Here is a 16,769-nt window from a genome sequence, read left to right on the forward strand (position 1 = left end):
ATGCTGATTATAAATTTAATTGCCCGTCAAATACATGTACGGCTGGGCCAGTCATTTTGACTGAATTACCCGGTCCTTTCCAATAAACCTTTAAGTTACCGCCCGGTAATTCCACCGTAACATCTCGACCTAATTTATTTTGTATTTGGCCAATAACTACTGCTGCACAAGCACCACTACCACAGGCTAACGTTTCAGCTGAACCACGTTCATAAACACGAAGTTTAATATAGTCAGGGGCAACAATTTCCATAAAGCCAACATTCACTTGCTGGGGAAAGCGTTCGTGATGTGACAAGGCTTTACCTAACGTCTCAACAGGAGCCTCATCAACCGAGTCAACTGTCAGCACACAATGCGGATTACCTAAAGAAACCACGCCACACAATACGGTATCTTCATCACTGCGAAGAATGTAAGTACCTTCTACTTTTTGGGCAGTAAATGGAATCTGGCTTGGTTCAAACTTAGGTGTTGGCATATTCACTGAAACGTTACCATCGCGCTCAACAAATAAGGTCATCTTGCCTGACTGTGTCGACACCTTAATTTTATTTTTATTCGTTAAGCCTTTTAAACGCACAAATTTAGCAAAACAACGAGCACCATTGCCACACTGCCCAACTTCACTACCGTCGGCATTAAAGATGCGATAATGAAAATCTAAATCGGGATCGTACGGTGGCTCAACCACTAACACTTGATCAAAACCGACACCGAAATTACGATCGGATAACTGCTTTATTTGCTCATTAGACAAATAAACATTCTGGGTAACATTGTCTAGTACTAGGAAGTCATTACCTAAACCGTGCATTTTTGAAAAATTAACTAACATTTACTTCCCATATTCAATTTGATACTTATTTTGGTAACAAAGACTCGCCTTGCCATAATTGCTCAAGTGTTTCCCGAGCACGGATCAAATGATTTTCTTCACCATCGACCATAATTTCAGCCGCTTTTGGGCGACTATTATAATTTGAACTCATCGAAAAACCATAGGCACCCGAAGAGCGGATCGCTAAGAGATCACCGGCCACGATACTTAGTTCTCGAGCTTTACCCAGAAAATCACCCGTTTCACAAATAGGACCAACAATGTCGTAAGTTTTTTTACTGGTGAGTTCATTTTTTTCAACTTCGATAATCGCTTGCCATGCTTGATAAAGCGACGGACGAATTAAATCATTCATCGCGGCATCAACAATCGCAAAATGTCTATCTTGATTCGTTTTTAGTAATTCAACTTCGGTCACTAAAATTCCGGCATTAGCCATAATGGCACGACCGGGCTCATAAATCAGCGTAATATCACGATCAGCTAACTTATCCGCAATCGCTTTCGCGTATTCATTAGGATGAGGTGGCGTTTCGTCGTTATAACATACGCCTAAACCACCGCCAACATCGATATGCGATAAGGCAATATTTACCTCTGCGAGGCGGTCAACGAGTGCTAGTACTCGGTCAAGTGCGTCTAAAAAGGGTTGTACTTCAGTTAACTGCGAACCAATATGGCAATCAATGCCCTTTACCGCAATATTCGATAAACTATTGGCGTGTTGGTAAAGCTCAAAGGCATCATCAATGCTAATACCAAATTTATTTTCTTTTAAGCCTGTTGATATATAAGGATGCGTACCAGCATCTACATCAGGGTTTACTCTTAAAGAGACCGGTGCAGTCATTTTCATGCGCTCGGCTACCTGCTGAATACGCGTTAGCTCTGCTGCTGATTCAACATTGAAGCAGTAAATACCCTTTTCTAAGGCAAAAGCAATTTCATCTGACTTTTTGCCAACGCCCGAAAACACCACTTTGCGGGCATCACCGCCGGCTTGTAATACACGAGCAAGTTCGCCTTTTGAAACGATATCAAAACCACTACCTAAACGTGCCATCACATTGAGTACGGCAATGTTACTGTTGGCTTTCACCGCATAACACACTAAATGTGGTTTATCACCGGCCGCTTGGTCAAACGCATGCCAGTGGCGCTCAATAGTCGCTCGTGAATATATATATAACGGCGTACCATGTTGCTTAACAAGTTGAGTAACGGCACAATCTTCAGCATACAGAGAAGTGTTTTTGTAATTGAAAAAATCCACGATTAATTTTCCTGCGATTTTGGTGCTGGTGAGTTTTGTTTTGGCTGTGTATTAGCGTGTTCAGTTTGCTGCTGTACTTTTACTTGCACAGATTTTTGCGTTAGTGGACCTTTAATTCCACATCCACTTAAAAGCACTGATATAATAAAAAACGCTAAAATAATTGAATTTTGTTTACGCATACTTGATTTATTCGATTTTTTTCTCATGATAGACGTTTTATAATCTCATGACCAACAAATAGCTAGCAAAGATGAATAAATTTCATTGCGCTAGAAAAGGAAGCATTAATGAACGACAGCCAATACAATTTACTTGCCGATGAAATTATTCTTCAAATAGAAGAAGCCATTGAAGATTGTGGTACCGACATTGATTATGAGGGTGTGGGTGGCATGTTAACACTGACCTTTAAAAGTGGCAGCAAAGTCATCATTAATAAACAAGCACCCTTGCAGGAAATATGGGTAGCAACTAAATTTAATGGTCATCATTTTCAGTGTGAAGATGGCCAATGGACAGACAAACGTGGTGGTGGCGAACTTTGGCAATTCTTATCAAAAGCGATCAGTATTCAGGCCGACACCGAAATAACTATTAGCGCAGGATAATTTAATGAGCACAACAACCGTACGCATTGCCACACGTAAAAGTGCACTCGCTTTATGGCAAGCCGAATATGTAAAAGCACAATTAGAGCATTTCCACGCTGGCATTATTGTTGAACTTGTTCCCATGACCACCAAAGGCGATATTATTTTAGATACACCTTTAGCTAAAGTCGGTGGTAAAGGTTTATTTGTTAAAGAACTCGAAGTTGCCATGTTAGAAGACCGTGCTGACATCGCGGTTCATTCAATGAAAGATGTCCCCGTAGAATTTCCTGAAGGGCTAGGCTTAGAAGTAATTTGTCCTCGTGAAGACCCTCGTGATGCCTTCGTCTCCAACACCATTAACAGTTTAGCCGAACTGCCACAGGGTGCTGTTGTTGGTACCTCAAGTTTACGTCGTCAATGCCAAATTAAAGCCATGCGCCCAGATTTAGACATTCGTGATTTGCGCGGTAACGTAAATACCCGTTTAAAAAAATTAGATAATGGCGAATATGATGCCATTATACTTGCCGCAGCCGGATTAATACGTTTAGCGATGCCTGAGCGAATTCAAGAGTTTATTGAACCTGAGGTCATGTTGCCAGCAAACGGACAAGGTGCTGTCGGAATTGAATGTAGAACGAACGATGAAACCCTTAAAGCTTTACTTGCGCCATTAGGTTGTGAAACTACCCGTATTCGAGTGTTAGCAGAACGAGCGATGAACCGGGCTTTAGAAGGTGGTTGCCAGGTCCCTATTGGGAGCTACGCTGTTATTCAAAACAATGGTCAAGTTTTTTTACGTGGTTTAGTGGGCGCAACTGACGGTAGTGAAATACTGACCAGTGAAATAACTGGTGAGAGTAAAAATGCTGAACAACTAGGTAATACACTGGCTGAGCAACTCCTTGAAAAAGGCGCTGATAGAATATTGCGTCAGGTTTATGCACAACAGTAACACACACGTTTTAATCACACGTCCTGAAAAAGTAGGACGTGCTTTAGCGCAACAGTTAAAAAGTATCGGCATTGACAGTCACTGCCAACCGTTCTTTGACTATCAATCACTTGCTTGTAAAATCACCACTAAAAAGCTCATCAAACAATATCCGCAAGCCATTGTTATTTTTGTTAGTGTCGCTGCGGTTGAGTTTGCTCATTGCGCTGTTGATTTTTCTCAATGGCAACAAAAACGCATTATTGCTATCGGTAGCGCAACACTAAACGCTTTAAAAGCAAAAGGGCTTAGTGCTGTTTCCCCTGAACTTCATACCAGCGAAGGTTTATTAACACTTAATATACTTGATGAAAAAACAATCAGTGGCGAAACCATTATTATTGTTCGTGGTGACGGTGGTCGAGAGCATATTGCCCAGCAACTCACCTTGCGAGGCGCCAAAGTTCACTATTTAGAAAGCTATAAAAAAGTCTGGCTTCCCGTCACGCAAAAACAGGTTCAACAATGGCGAAATCAGCGAATAAATTGTATTGTCATAACCAGTAACGCTTTGCTAGAAAGCATAGTACACTTAATAAAGCATTCAGAGAGTTATTGGCAAACTACTTGTTTATGGATTGTCGCTAGTGAGCGCATTGCCGAACAAGCGAAACAACTAGGATTACTCAATATCATTAATGCTAACGGTGCTAATGATCAAGCCATGCTTAGTGCAATCACTTCATATGGAAAAAATAATGACTGATAAAAAGCTAAACGAGTCAAATACTTCAGAAACAAAAGCGACTGACGAAAAGTCAGAGCAAGGTTTTTCAACTTCTATTTCACTAGCGTCAGCGACAACAGCATCCTCGAGTGAAGAACAGAAGTCCCCTGAAAAAAATAAAGCCTCAGCTGTGGTTAACGAGAAAAAACCAGCCATTAAAACCTCGGAAAAAAAAGCTAAATCACCGGTGGCAAATGATACAAAGATGAATAAACAAAAATTATCTAAGACTGCTGTAGTTTCCTTAATCATAGCTTTAGCAGCAAGTGTTGGTGTCGGCGGTTTATATTACTGGGATATACAGCAACAAGCACAGAGCAAAGCAGAGTTTTTACAACAAACTCAGCAAATTTTAGCCACTAGTGAGCAAAAAACCCAACAAAGTTTGGCCAGTAGTGAGCAAAAAGTTAAGCAGTTATTTGCTCAGCAACAAACCATGTTTTCACAGCGCTTAAACCGTGAGATTGCAACAATAACAACAGACAGCCAAGTTAAAATCGCTCAACTTGAAAAGACTGTTGAACGATTATCACAAAATCAACCCAGTGATTGGTTATTACACGAAGCAGAGTACCTTATTCGTATTGCCACTCGCACGATGTGGCTAGAGCAAGATACAAGAGCTGCAATTGGCTTGTTACAAGATGCGGATATGCGTCTCAAAGAACTTAAAGATCCGCAGTTTTTACCTATTCGTCAATTAATTCGTCAAGACATCGCACAGTTAACATTAATACCTGTTGTAGACAACGAAGAAACCGTTATGACCTTAATGGCGATGAGTCATCAACTGGCAAACTTACCCTTGGCTATGGTTAAAATTCCAGATAATGACAACAAGAGCAGTGATTTCACATTATCTGAAAGCACCAATGATTGGCGAGAAAACCTCGCTAAAACATGGCAAAAAATTCTTGCAGATTTTATTACTGTCCGCAGAAGTAGTGGTAATGTAAAACCATTAATGTCGCCACAACATCAACAAAACCTTATTGAGAACCTTAGCTTAAAGCTACAATTAGCTCAGTGGGCAGTGACAGAGAAAAAACAGAAGATTTATAATCAAACCTTAAATGACATTCAACTATGGTTAACAGAATACTTTGATATGCAAAAAGTTGAAAATCAAAGCTTTTATCAAGCTATTCAAAAACTAAAAGGTAAGATAATCACTTATGATTACCCCAGTACGCTTTTATCGCTAAAAGCGATGAGTAAAGTGCTAGCAGAAACGCCTTTAAAACCAACACTTGAACAATTAACGCCTCAAGTAATGCCTGATAAATTACCCGAGGGCAAAGAAAAAGCCCTAAATGGCTCATCTCAAACACCACCTGAAGAAGTTGCACCACAAGAGTCAAAAGTGCAGCCTAACAGCACGAATGAGGCCTTATAATGAAAAAATTAATACTGTGGATATTAATATTTTTTGCTGCGGTTGCGATTAGCCCACTACTAATAAATGAAAAAGGTTATATCTTAATTGCGATGGGCGATTTAACCATAGAATCAACCGTAGTAATGGCATGTATTATGTTAACGCTATTATTTATCGCCTTAGGGTTATCGATGACACTTGTGCGTGGCAGTCTACGTTTGGGTTTTGGCGGCTGGAACAAAATTGCTTTTGCTAATCGCCGTCGAGGTTTAAGGGACTTTAATCGCGGCATTGCTGCTTTTATTCTTGAAGACAACCAACAAGCAGAGCATTTGTTTGCTAAAGCGGCTGAACCCTCAAGATTTACACATACGTCTTATCTATTGGCTGCTGCAGCATCGTCGAAACAATCGCTGCGATCAAACACTAATCACTACTTAGCTTTATTAGCACAAGAAGACAATAGCGTTAAAGGCTCTGGTTTAGAATCAGTACTCGTGACGATTAAGTTATTAATCTCTCAGGAAGACTTTGCACAGGCACGGAGTATTATTGATAAACATCACAAACAAATTGGTCATGATGCAAGGTTATTAAGCTTAGAGATCATCTTAAGCTTGCAAGAAAAACGTTTTGATTATGTAATAGAGCAACTTGTTTCAGCCCGTAAACAAAAAACCATTACGAATGAAAAAATAGCATTATGGGAAGCAAGCGCTTTCTATGGTGCTTTTAATGAAACAATACGCAAAGAAAATAACGATTCATTGGCACAGCGGTGGCACAAACTTACTCGAAAATTAAAACATAATGAAGTTATTCTCTGGGCTTATTGTCAAGTATTAGCCGAGCACAAGATCACTGAACCACTCAATAAAATATTATTACCCGTGATTAAAAAAGGCGCAGACGATACTTTTTTAAAGAATATTCGCCAGCTACCTATTTCGGCGACTGATGAATTAATCAGTGCCGTTCAAAAACAGTTACATAATGATCCTCACAGCGGAAAATGGTTAAGTTGTTTAGCTAATTTAGCCGCAAAATCTCAACAACTGCCGATGGCAGAAAAAGCCTTTAATAGCCTGATTAATTTAGCAGGTACACAATATGATGTTATTGATCTACTGAACTTTTCTCAAGTATTAGAGCAGCAAGGCGAATATAAAAAAGCCAATCAAGTATTAAATAAAGCTTTAGGTCAAATTGGCAGCTTTAACAATAATACCTTAGTTATAAATAACGGAAACGAACAAAAATGAATTTAACAGTCGACTTTAAAAAACCTGAAATTGCCGGTGCTTTTGATTGGCAATTATGCCAAGAAATCAATGTAAAAAACGAGCAAGGCGATATTATTGCTAAAGCTGAAATTGAGCTAATCACCCTCAATAAACACCGTGATGCTGTTGGCTCTTATACTTTATTAGCCAACGAAGATACTGACTGGGAAATTCCACTTAACCTTTATTTTAAAGGCCAAAACCTTGAACAAGGCTTATGTGAACAATTAAGCATTACTGCTGAGACCAAAAAAGCTAAAACACATATTTTACTTGAAGCGATCAGTGTTCTGCCACAATATCGTAAACAAGCGATTGGGCAATACCTGCTTAAAGAAATTGTTAAACATCATCAAAAGGCTCAATCTATTACGGTCTTAAGCATGCCAATGCATCTCTTTGTTGATGCCGATGAATGTGAGGATGAAGGTATTAAAGCTTATTATCAAGCGGCTGATTTGCAAACTGAAAAAGTGGCGATAGATGATCTCACTCACTTTTTTACTAAAAGTGGCTTCGTTGAGTTTACCGTCGACGAAAGTTTACTGGCTGAGCCTTTACCCTATCAAATATTTGTTGCTAGCCCACAAAGTATATTAAAAGACTCAATCTAAAAATATTTTCAGCTTAAGCACATTATATCAAAAGCAAATAAAAGAGGCCTATTATGTTTAGCATTCACGGAGAATGGAAAATTGAAGTTCGTGGCAATGTTGTTGTGCAATGGTTTTCTGGCACTTGGAACGAAGAAGCTATTATTGCTTATGTTAAAGAGTTTCGTGCTAAAGCGAGCCCGCTTAAAGGTAGTCCTTGGGCTATTGTTTCTTCTTTTGAGGATTGGGAGTTAGGTGTTCCTGCAATTGATAAACATATTGAAGAACATTGCCAGTGGTTCAAGGACAATGGTTGCAGCAAAGATTGTCATATTTACACAAAGAGCGCAGCCAAAGAAATGCAATTAGAAAGGCTAATACCCCATACTGATGCGTATTATGAACGGCAAGTGTTTACCAATGCTAAAGATGCATCAACTTGGTTAGCGAGTCATGGCTTTTTAATTGATGGTTTAAGTATCAATCGAATCGCGAATAAATAGCCACTTAATCTAGTCAGTCATTATAAAAAATAAAATAGTCATCGGCACCTACGCCATGATGACTATCTTCACAAAGCCCTATTTAATAAATACTAACGTACTAAGCATTCATTAAATAAGGTTCTCTACCTTGATGTTTGTTGCTACGTTTGAATGAACCTTTACCTTTTTTAGCCTGCACCACCTGCAGTTTATAAACTTTCGATGTGACAAGAGCCGCGAAAAAATTATCTTTGATTTTCCCTCGCCCTAAGTCTGTTGCTAAAGTATTTTGCAATACTTGACCCTGTTTATTTTTACTCATTAATTTTACTCTTCAATAATAAAAGCCATCGGTATGATGGCTTTATCGGTTATTCATTTAAAAACTTTATCTAATATTAAATATAGGCAAAAGCATCAGCAAACATATGTTCAACTAAGGCTCCTTGCGCTAAAAAGTCGGTGCGAACTGCGCCTACCATATCAAAACGTCCAGCCAAATAAATATCATAATCGGCTAAATTTTTAATATCTTTCATCACAACGTGGTGAACCATGCCAACTTGACCTTGCCAATTGTCATCAGGGTTCTCTACCACCGGGTGAAAAGTACCATTTTCTAGACCTGCAATAATTTTAGCTGTTTTTTCTAGTTCATAACAAGCACTTTGATCACGCAAACCCCAATAAACAGTAATCTTTCGCGATGACCTTTGTGACGCTAACAATTCATACATAGATTTTATATAAGAAAACCCTGTACCACCCGCCAAAAGTAAAAGCGGACGTTCGCTTTCACTGCGCAGCTGCGCATTGCCTAGTGGCATTTCTACAGTAACGGTATTATTGGCTTTAATATGTTCAATAACTTGCATTGGGTAACTGTCAGCACCTGAAGCACCAATTTGTAGTTCAATTAATTCAGCATTGGGTGCACTGGCAATAGAGAAAGGACGTTTATCATCCTCACTCATCACAAAATTTAAGTATTGGCCGGCTTGAAAATCAATTTGCTCACTTGGCTTTAATAGCACTTTATAAACAAACTCTGTCAGAGATGTTAATGATTCTACCTGACACTTAATTTTATTCATTTATTTAAACCTTTCATTATTCAGATCCTAAAACATGTTCAGGATAACAGTTACTAATTCTTTTTATCAGTTGTTGGAAATATATTAAGTTCATCCCAAATATTATCAACATCTGTTTTAACTTCTTCGGTCATCACGATAGGTTCACCCCATTCGCGATTTGTTTCACCTGGCCATTTATTTGTTGCATCCATACCCATCTTTGAACCTAAACCAGACACAGGAGATGCAAAGTCTAAATAATCAATCGGTGTGTTTTCAATTAATACCGTATCTCGACTTGGATCCATCCGCGTGGTCATTGCCCAAATTACATCTTTCCAATCACGAGCATTAATATCATCGTCACAAACAATAACAAACTTAGTATACATAAATTGACGTAGGAAAGACCAAACACCCATCATTACGCGTTTTGCATGTCCAGCATATTGCTTTTTAATAGTAACAATCGCCAAACGATATGAACAACCTTCGGGTGGTAAATAGAAATCCTGAATTTCAGGAAATTGTTTCTGTAAAATAGGCACAAACACTTCATTTAATGCCACACCTAAAATGGCGGGTTCATCCGGTGGACGGCCAGTATAAGTACTGTGATAAATAGGGTCTTTACGATGAGTAATATGGGTTACCGTCATCACAGGGAAGTTATCAACTTCATTATAGTAACCGGTATGATCGCCGTATGGTCCTTCTGGAGCAACTTCAGCTGGGTCTAGATAACCTTCTAAAATAATCTCAGCCGTCGCCGGTACTTCTAAATCGTTACTAATACATTTTGCCACTTCTGTTTTAGCACCACGTAGTAAGCCAGCAAAAGCGTACTCTGATAAAGTATCAGGAACAGGCGTTACCGCGCCTAAAATAGTGGCAGGATCTGCACCTAAAGCAACAGAAATAGGGTATTTTTCACCTGGATTGGTTTGCTTAAATTCTTGAAAATCTAATGCACCACCACGATGTGATAACCAACGCATAATAATTTTATTTTTACTGATTAATTGCTGTCGATAAATACCTAAATTTTGACGTTCTTTATGAGGACCTCGTGTAACCGTTAACCCCCAAGTAATTAAAGGAGCAACATCACCTGGCCAACATTTTTGAATAGGTAGTTTATTTAAATCTACATCGGCACCCTCAATAATAACTTGCTGACACAACGGCTTTTTAATCATTTTTACCGGCATATTTAAGACTTGCTTATAAACCGGGATTTTACTTATCGCGTCACGAAAACCTTTAGGAGGTTCAGGCTCTTTTAACATGGCAAGTAATTTACCAACATCACGTAAAGCACGCACATCAGGTTGTCCCATAGCCAAGGCAACACGATCAGGCGTACCAAACAAATTAGTTAGTACTGGCATGCCATGTGGTACACCATTTTTGTCGACGGGGTTTTCAAATAATAACGCTGGCCCCTCAGCACGTAGCGTACGGTCACTGATTTCGGTCATCGTTAAATCTGTAGAAATAGGCTGGGAAATACGCTTGAGCTGGCCTATTTTTTCCAACTGTTTTATAAAGTCTCTTAAGTCACTATATTTCATAAATTTAAATCACTCATCCGCTTAATAGTTTGACAGTGTTTTAAGCAAAAACGCCAGCTGTTATTGCTAACACTGGCGTTTATGTACAGGATGTACGGTATGTCGCAATCACACGGATGTGAATAAGCGACCAATAAACTATTTACGTTTCATAGAATCAAAAAATTCGTTATTCGTTTTAGTCATTGCTAGTTTGTCGATGAGGAATTCAATTGCACCAACTTCGTCCATTTCATGAACAATTTTACGTAAAATCCACATTTTCTGTAATTCTGCAGGTTTAGTGATCAATTCTTCACGACGAGTACCACTACGATTAATATTAATCGCTGGGAAAACACGCTTTTCAGACACTTTACGAGAAAGGTGTAATTCCATGTTACCGGTACCTTTAAACTCTTCGTAAATAACTTCGTCCATTTTAGAGCCGGTTTCTACTAGAGCTGTCGCGATAATCGTTAAACTACCACCGTGCTCAATATTACGCGCGGCACCAAAAAAGCGTTTTGGACGGTGTAAAGCATTGGCGTCAACACCACCGGTAAGAATTTTACCTGATGATGGAATAACCGTGTTATAAGCTCGAGCTAAACGTGTAATTGAGTCAAGTAGAATAACAACATCTTTTTTATGTTCAACTAAACGCTTAGCCTTTTCAATAACCATTTCAGCTACTTGTACATGGCGGTTTGCTGGTTCATCGAACGTTGATGCAATGACTTCGCCTTTTACCAAGCGCTGCATCTCTGTCACTTCTTCTGGACGTTCATCGATAAGCAATACCATTAACTCGGCATCAGGATGGTTATGAGCAATACTTTGCGCAATGTTTTGAAGTAATAATGTTTTACCCGCTTTTGGTGGAGCAACAATTAAACCACGTTGCCCTTTACCAATTGGAGAAGCCAAATCTAAAACACGTGCGGTAATATCTTCAGTTGAACCATTACCACGTTCCATGATTAAACGTTCATCAGGATGGATTGGGGTTAAATTTTCAAAGAGTATTTTGTTGCGAACATTTTCTGGCTTGTCGAAATTAACTTCAGCTACTTTTAATAACGCGAAATAACGTTCACCTTTTTTAGGTGGACGGATTTTTCCGTGAATAGTATCACCCGTTCGCATACTGAAACGGCGAATTTGACTCGGTGAAACATAAATATCATCAGGTCCTGCTAAATATGAGGAATCTGAAGAACGCAAAAAACCAAAGCCGTCTTGTAAAATTTCTAGAACACCGCCACCAAAAATATCATTATCGTTTTCGGCATGAGCATTTAATATAGCAAAAATTATGTCTTGTTTACGATTGCGGCCTAAATTATCAAGCTTCATAGATGCGGCAAGCTCGACAAGTTCGCTTATTGGTTTTTCTTTAAGTTCGATCAGGTTCATAGTGGGGTTCTTTAACTATTTATATTGAAGTGAGTTTGCCTGTTGGCATCATTGAAATTGGAGTTTGGTTTGAAATGTGGTTCATTAGAAAGCTAAATTTAGCACTAAAATTTAATCAGGTAAAGGATCAAAATTTGATCTATGGCTTTCTTCTTTAATTAATAAGCTAATATATACAAAAAAGGCTCGTAAATACGAACCTTTTTATGAAAACTTATAAATTATTATCAATAAACTCTTTTAATTGAGTTTTAGATAAAGCGCCAACCTTAGTATCAGCGACTGCGCCATCTTTAAATAACAATAACGTAGGAATACCACGAATACCGTATTTAGGTGGAGTAATTGAGTTTTGATCGATATTTAATTTACCAACAGTTACTTGACCTGCATATTCTTCTGCAATGTCATTTAATAAAGGTGCGATCATTTTACAAGGACCACACCATTCAGCCCAAAAATCGACTAATATAAGGCCTGAGGCGGTAATTACGTCAGTATCAAAACTGTCGTCTGTTAACTGAACAATTCTATCGCTCATTTCTATCTCCGTTAAATGGTGGCATTTTGCCAATTGGTGGGGATTATAACGCCATCATTATGAATTACCAACTTTGATCTTATAACTGTTGGCTATTTCTAACATTAATTGAGTATTTATGAATACATTTACTCGATACCGTTTTTTATTAACTATATAACCTGTTAAGCTGTGCGCATGAATAAAACACACTTAACTGAAACTAAGTTCTCAGAACTTAACCTCGACACTAAAGTTGTCGCAGGTCTTGACGCTATGGGCTTTGAGTATTGCACTTCAATTCAAGAGCAATCTTTACCCATTTTATTGAAAGGTACTGATATTGCAGGCCAAGCACAAACAGGCGAAGGTAAAACAATCGCCTTTTTAGCTGCAACCTTTCATCACTTATTACAAAAACCAGATCCAAAGCATAATCAACCTCGTGCCTTAATCATGGCACCAACACGTGAATTAGCCGTACAAATTCACCGTGATGCTAAAGAAATGGCAAAAAGCACTGGCTTACGCTTAGGCGTAGTTTATGGTGGTGAAGGCTATGAAAGCCAACGCTTAGAGCTTGAAGCTGGTGTAGATATTCTTATTGGTACCTGTGGTCGTTTGCTCGATTATATGAAACAAGGTATTTATAACCTAAACAATATCGAAGTTGTTGTGCTTGATGAAGCCGATCGTATGTTTGATCTAGGCTTCATTAAAGATATCAGATATATGTTTAATCGTATGCCTGCCGCCACAGCACGTTTAAGCATGTTATTTTCAGCAACCTTATCTTTTCGTGTAAAAGAACTTGCATTTGAACACATGAATGAGCCAGAAAGTGTTGAAATCGCGCCAGAACAAAAAACAAACACTCGAATTTCTGAAGAATTATTTTATCCTTCTAACGAAGATAAAATGGCTTTGTTACAAACATTAATTGAAGAAGAATGGCCTGAAAAAGCGATCATCTTTGCCAATACTAAGCATGTTTGTGAAAAAGTTTATTCACATTTAGAAATTGATAACATCCGCGTTGGTTTATTAACTGGCGATGTACCTCAGAAGAAACGTTTAAAGATTCTTGAGCAATTTAGTGCCGGTGAACTAGATATCTTAGTTGCCACTGATGTAGCCGCACGCGGTTTGCATATTCCTAGCGTAAGTCATGTCTTTAATTATGATTTACCAGATGATTGTGAAGATTATGTACATCGTATAGGCCGTACTGGCCGTGCTGGTGCAACAGGTCATGCAATTAGTTTCGCATGTGAAGGCTATGTTTTTAACTTACCTCCTATCGAAACCTATATTGAACATGCCTTACCGGTAAGTAAATATAATCAAGATGCATTATTAACTGATTTTCCTACTCCTAAGCCTCGTCCTCGTCGCCATAAGCCTCAAAATGGTGGACAAAATCGTGGCAGAACGGGTGGCAACAACCAGCGTCGCCACTAGACGACTATGACGATCACCCATACTGAGATTTCCACACCTCTTTATGCGGTGATCGATTTAGGTTCAAACAGCTTTCATATGTTGATCACCCGACAGCTAGCTAATAGCGTTCAGGTGGTTGATAAAGTTAAACGTAAAGTTCGTTTAGCCTCCGGTTTAAACTCAGACAACCAACTAAGCCAAGCCGCGATTGCTCGAGGGCTTGAATGTTTAAGCTTTTTCGCTGAACGGCTGCAAGATATTCCTCAAAAAAACGTCCGTATTGTCGCGACAGCAACCCTGCGTCTTGCTAAAAATCGTGAAGAGTTTTTAACACAAGCTAATAAAATTTTGGGACAAAAAATAAAGCTACTCAGTGGCAAACAAGAAGCCAAAAATATTTATTTAGGGGTGGCACATACCAGTTGTGGTGCTAAACAACGCTTTGTTATTGATATTGGCGGCGCAAGTACTGAGCTTATTTTAGGTGATGGTTTTGTAACTAAGCAAGTCGAAAGCTTAGATATTGGCTGTGTCACTTTTAATAGCCGTTATTTCTCGGATAATAAATTAACGGCTGAAAATTTTGCTCTTGCTATAGCTGCAGCAAAAAAAGTAATATTTCCTTTGGTTGAGCGTTTTAAAGAAACGGGTTGGAAGTTAGTGTTAAGTGGCTCTGGCACCATGCAAGCCCTGACCGAAATGCAACAATTTAACCATAAGAGTACTGGTGTTAATCTGCTTTTCTTACAGACTATTCAACAACAGTTAATACAATGTAAAACCATCAGTGAAATTAAGATTGCTGGGCTTAGCCAGGAAAGATCGCCCGTTATAGCCAGTGGCGTCGCTATTTTAATTGCCGTCATTGAAAGCTTCAACATTGAGAACATTCAGTTATCAAGTGGTGCTTTACGTGAAGGTTTACTTTACAGCATGCTGCCTAAAAGGGTAGATATGAGTATCCGTCAGAGTACGATTAATTCTCTCACTGAAAAATTTCATATTGATAATCAACATTCCGTACGAATTCAAAGACAAGCGACAAGTTTATTTCACACCTATAAGGAAACTTGGTCATTAGATGAAGAAAACAGCTTAGCATTATTGAATGCTGCCTGTGAATTACATGAAATTGGTTTGTTATTAGAGTTTAAGCAGCATCAGCATCATGGTGCCTACATATTACAACACGCTGATTTACCAGGATTTAATCAAATTGAACGACAATTACTCGTCACCTTAGTCCGGTTACACAAAGGTAATATTGATGTCGATTTACTAGAAAATCAAACGGCAGTAAATTTTCAGCAAGCAAGCTACCTGTTAGTTATTTTACGTTTAGCCATCATTTTATGTCGACGCCGCAAAGATGATGCTTTGCCCGATTATCAAACCGCTATTATTAAAAGTACGGGTGATGATATTATCAATTTATGTTTACCAACGACTTGGCTTGCTGCACACCCACTCATCGCTGACGAACTGCTCCAAGAAAGTGCCCATTTAACAACGCTTCATTTATCACTTAACATCTTTTGTGAGACTCAAGAAGCTCTTAAATAACCATTCATTTATCGTTTAATATCGGCTATGGAAAACTCAATAACACACTTAAATATCAATATTTAATGATCATTAGCTATTAGTTTTAGATGCCCAAAGATTGGTAAAAATAACAATACTGCCACCAATCACCATCATGAACGTTATTTGTTCACCTAAAAGAAAATACGCGGCTATAGAACCGTAGATAGGCTCTAAACTTACTGCGATACTTGCTGTTTGCGCTTTAACCACCTTTAGAGAATGATTAAATAATGTATGAGCAACTGCCGTGAAAAGAACACCTAAAATAATTAATACCGACAACTGTTGGTAAGATATGGTGATCGGATATAAAAACATTAAGGGTAATAAACATACCGTGGCACAAGCGTTTTGATAGAAGGCCACTTTTTTAGCCGATGTTTTGGCAACAAACTTTCGATTTAACAGTGTTAACAAAGCAAAACTCATCGCCGATGTCATTCCCCATATAACACCATCGATATCCCCTGCACTTAAATGGTCAAGTGGTAGAATAAATAAGATACCAACAACCGTGAGTAAAGCCTGCAATAACGCCTTATAATGGAATTTTTCTTTAAACAACATCGGTTCGAGGAAACTAACAAAAACAGGGAAAGTTGCAAAAGTGATCAAGCCAATTGCGACACTTGATACCTGAATAGCATAAAAGAAACTGCCCCAATGAAAAGCTAAAACCAAACCAGTAAAAGCAAGTGGCAATAGTAGTGACTTTTCAACTTTTAGAGACTGCTTTCTTATCAGTAAAACAAAAAGCGCAATAGTTGCCGCGGCAAAAGCAGCACGACCAAAAACAATATGGCTGGCTGGCATATTTAGCCACTTAGCAAAAAGACCCGATATAGCGAAAAGTAACACCGCACTATGCAGTGAAAATAATGACTGTTTGTGACTGGGCATTCATGCTCGATTTAGTAAAATTAAACAAGCCATTCTACCAGCTAAAATAGCTCAGCTAATAGAATAAGTCGTTTGCCTATATATTTTTACTATCTACTTAT

The 16,769-nt window shown here is 38.6% G+C and carries 18 protein-coding genes; 9 read left to right on the forward strand and 9 right to left on the reverse strand.

Going from position 1 to position 16,769, the window contains the following annotated elements; translation table 11 throughout:
- Positions 1-7: 7 nt before the first annotated feature.
- The 3 genes from dapF to H4J56_RS01320 are packed head-to-tail and all read right to left on the reverse strand — an operon-like array spanning position 8 to position 2,323.
- Positions 8-838, reverse strand: a complete 831-nt coding sequence (dapF, locus tag H4J56_RS01310) for a diaminopimelate epimerase (protein ID WP_182221377.1) — start codon at positions 836-838, stop codon at positions 8-10.
- Between the two features lie 25 nt (positions 839-863).
- Entirely contained in the window at positions 864-2,114 is a 1,251-nt protein-coding gene (gene lysA / locus H4J56_RS01315) for a diaminopimelate decarboxylase (RefSeq protein WP_182221378.1), read from the reverse strand.
- A 2-nt stretch (positions 2,115-2,116) separates the two neighbouring features.
- Complete coding sequence (locus tag H4J56_RS01320; RefSeq protein WP_070375356.1) at positions 2,117-2,323, reverse strand: LPS translocon maturation chaperone LptM; 207 nt, start codon at positions 2,321-2,323, stop codon at positions 2,117-2,119.
- An 81-nt stretch (positions 2,324-2,404) separates the two neighbouring features.
- Between H4J56_RS01320 and cyaY the strand changes: the two genes are divergently transcribed.
- From cyaY to H4J56_RS01355, 7 genes are read left to right on the forward strand one after another with little or no spacing between them, the layout of a single operon-like run.
- Positions 2,405-2,725, forward strand: coding sequence for an iron donor protein CyaY (gene cyaY, locus H4J56_RS01325; protein ID WP_070375355.1), 321 nt, complete (start codon positions 2,405-2,407; stop codon positions 2,723-2,725).
- Positions 2,726-2,729: 4 nt separating this feature from the next.
- Entirely contained in the window at positions 2,730-3,665 is a 936-nt protein-coding gene (hemC, locus tag H4J56_RS01330) for a hydroxymethylbilane synthase (protein ID WP_182258752.1), read from the forward strand.
- Entirely contained in the window at positions 3,652-4,410 is a 759-nt protein-coding gene (locus H4J56_RS01335) for a uroporphyrinogen-III synthase (protein WP_182221380.1), read from the forward strand. Before hemC ends, H4J56_RS01335 begins: the two co-directional genes overlap by 14 nt.
- Positions 4,403-5,827, forward strand: a complete 1,425-nt coding sequence (locus tag H4J56_RS01340; protein WP_182230313.1) for a uroporphyrinogen-III C-methyltransferase — start codon at positions 4,403-4,405, stop codon at positions 5,825-5,827. Before H4J56_RS01335 ends, H4J56_RS01340 begins: the two co-directional genes overlap by 8 nt.
- Positions 5,827-7,071: a heme biosynthesis HemY N-terminal domain-containing protein gene (locus H4J56_RS01345; RefSeq protein ID WP_182258753.1), complete on the forward strand. Its 1,245-nt coding sequence runs from the start codon at positions 5,827-5,829 to the stop codon at positions 7,069-7,071. The genes H4J56_RS01340 and H4J56_RS01345 overlap by 1 nt, the downstream gene beginning before the upstream one ends.
- Complete coding sequence (locus H4J56_RS01350) at positions 7,068-7,706, forward strand: hypothetical protein (protein ID WP_182217145.1); 639 nt, start codon at positions 7,068-7,070, stop codon at positions 7,704-7,706. The genes H4J56_RS01345 and H4J56_RS01350 overlap by 4 nt, the downstream gene beginning before the upstream one ends.
- 53 nt (positions 7,707-7,759) lie before the next feature.
- Positions 7,760-8,188: a hypothetical protein gene (locus H4J56_RS01355; RefSeq protein ID WP_182258777.1), complete on the forward strand. Its 429-nt coding sequence runs from the start codon at positions 7,760-7,762 to the stop codon at positions 8,186-8,188.
- Positions 8,189-8,288: 100 nt separating this feature from the next.
- On the opposite strand, the gene arfA is transcribed toward H4J56_RS01355, so the two are convergent.
- The 5 genes from arfA to trxA form a co-directional block, all read right to left on the reverse strand.
- On the reverse strand, positions 8,289-8,492 hold the full coding sequence (arfA, locus tag H4J56_RS01360) for an alternative ribosome rescue factor ArfA (protein WP_070375348.1): 204 nt from the start codon (positions 8,490-8,492) through the stop codon (positions 8,289-8,291).
- Positions 8,493-8,568: 76 nt separating this feature from the next.
- Entirely contained in the window at positions 8,569-9,264 is a 696-nt protein-coding gene (gene fre / locus H4J56_RS01365) for an NAD(P)H-flavin reductase (protein WP_070375347.1), read from the reverse strand.
- Positions 9,265-9,317: 53 nt separating this feature from the next.
- A complete protein-coding gene (gene ubiD / locus H4J56_RS01370) occupies positions 9,318-10,820 on the reverse strand; it encodes a 4-hydroxy-3-polyprenylbenzoate decarboxylase (protein ID WP_070375346.1) in 1,503 nt (500 codons plus the stop codon).
- A 138-nt stretch (positions 10,821-10,958) separates the two neighbouring features.
- Positions 10,959-12,218, reverse strand: coding sequence for a transcription termination factor Rho (gene rho, locus H4J56_RS01375; protein ID WP_070375345.1), 1,260 nt, complete (start codon positions 12,216-12,218; stop codon positions 10,959-10,961).
- A 214-nt stretch (positions 12,219-12,432) separates the two neighbouring features.
- Positions 12,433-12,759, reverse strand: coding sequence for a thioredoxin TrxA (gene trxA, locus H4J56_RS01380; RefSeq protein WP_070375344.1), 327 nt, complete (start codon positions 12,757-12,759; stop codon positions 12,433-12,435).
- A 177-nt stretch (positions 12,760-12,936) separates the two neighbouring features.
- Between trxA and rhlB the strand changes: the two genes are divergently transcribed.
- Both rhlB and H4J56_RS01390 read left to right on the forward strand, forming a co-directional pair.
- On the forward strand, positions 12,937-14,199 hold the full coding sequence (gene rhlB, locus H4J56_RS01385; protein WP_070375343.1) for an ATP-dependent RNA helicase RhlB: 1,263 nt from the start codon (positions 12,937-12,939) through the stop codon (positions 14,197-14,199).
- Positions 14,200-14,205: 6 nt separating this feature from the next.
- Complete coding sequence (locus H4J56_RS01390) at positions 14,206-15,744, forward strand: guanosine-5'-triphosphate,3'-diphosphate pyrophosphatase (protein ID WP_182230310.1); 1,539 nt, start codon at positions 14,206-14,208, stop codon at positions 15,742-15,744.
- Between the two features lie 72 nt (positions 15,745-15,816).
- Here the strand turns inward: H4J56_RS01390 and H4J56_RS01395 are convergent, their stop codons facing one another.
- On the reverse strand, positions 15,817-16,668 hold the full coding sequence (locus H4J56_RS01395; RefSeq protein ID WP_182221386.1) for a DMT family transporter: 852 nt from the start codon (positions 16,666-16,668) through the stop codon (positions 15,817-15,819).
- Positions 16,669-16,769 lie beyond the last annotated feature (101 nt).

It is taken from the genome of Colwellia sp. BRX8-4 (genome assembly GCF_014077345.1).
GTDB lineage: Bacteria > Pseudomonadota > Gammaproteobacteria > Enterobacterales > Alteromonadaceae > Colwellia_A.

What these genes read in the sequence shown, in the direction of transcription:
- H4J56_RS01355 (WP_182258777.1), top strand. Translation starts at nt 7,760, where the DNA reads ATGTTTAGCATTCACGGAGAATGGAAAATTGAAGTTCGTGGCAATGTT.
- cyaY (WP_070375355.1), top strand. Translation starts at nt 2,405, where the DNA reads ATGAACGACAGCCAATACAATTTACTTGCCGATGAAATTATTCTTCAA.
- trxA (WP_070375344.1), bottom strand. Translation starts at nt 12,759, where the DNA reads ATGAGCGATAGAATTGTTCAGTTAACAGACGACAGTTTTGATACTGAC.
- ubiD (WP_070375346.1), bottom strand. Translation starts at nt 10,820, where the DNA reads ATGAAATATAGTGACTTAAGAGACTTTATAAAACAGTTGGAAAAAATA.
- rho (WP_070375345.1), bottom strand. Translation starts at nt 12,218, where the DNA reads ATGAACCTGATCGAACTTAAAGAAAAACCAATAAGCGAACTTGTCGAG.
- H4J56_RS01340 (WP_182230313.1), top strand. Translation starts at nt 4,403, where the DNA reads ATGACTGATAAAAAGCTAAACGAGTCAAATACTTCAGAAACAAAAGCG.
- hemC (WP_182258752.1), top strand. Translation starts at nt 2,730, where the DNA reads ATGAGCACAACAACCGTACGCATTGCCACACGTAAAAGTGCACTCGCT.
- arfA (WP_070375348.1), bottom strand. Translation starts at nt 8,492, where the DNA reads ATGAGTAAAAATAAACAGGGTCAAGTATTGCAAAATACTTTAGCAACA.
- dapF (WP_182221377.1), bottom strand. Translation starts at nt 838, where the DNA reads ATGTTAGTTAATTTTTCAAAAATGCACGGTTTAGGTAATGACTTCCTA.
- H4J56_RS01335 (WP_182221380.1), top strand. Translation starts at nt 3,652, where the DNA reads ATGCACAACAGTAACACACACGTTTTAATCACACGTCCTGAAAAAGTA.
- H4J56_RS01390 (WP_182230310.1), top strand. Translation starts at nt 14,206, where the DNA reads ATGACGATCACCCATACTGAGATTTCCACACCTCTTTATGCGGTGATC.
- fre (WP_070375347.1), bottom strand. Translation starts at nt 9,264, where the DNA reads ATGAATAAAATTAAGTGTCAGGTAGAATCATTAACATCTCTGACAGAG.
- H4J56_RS01345 (WP_182258753.1), top strand. Translation starts at nt 5,827, where the DNA reads ATGAAAAAATTAATACTGTGGATATTAATATTTTTTGCTGCGGTTGCG.
- H4J56_RS01395 (WP_182221386.1), bottom strand. Translation starts at nt 16,668, where the DNA reads ATGCCCAGTCACAAACAGTCATTATTTTCACTGCATAGTGCGGTGTTA.
- rhlB (WP_070375343.1), top strand. Translation starts at nt 12,937, where the DNA reads ATGAATAAAACACACTTAACTGAAACTAAGTTCTCAGAACTTAACCTC.
- H4J56_RS01350 (WP_182217145.1), top strand. Translation starts at nt 7,068, where the DNA reads ATGAATTTAACAGTCGACTTTAAAAAACCTGAAATTGCCGGTGCTTTT.
- H4J56_RS01320 (WP_070375356.1), bottom strand. Translation starts at nt 2,323, where the DNA reads ATGAGAAAAAAATCGAATAAATCAAGTATGCGTAAACAAAATTCAATT.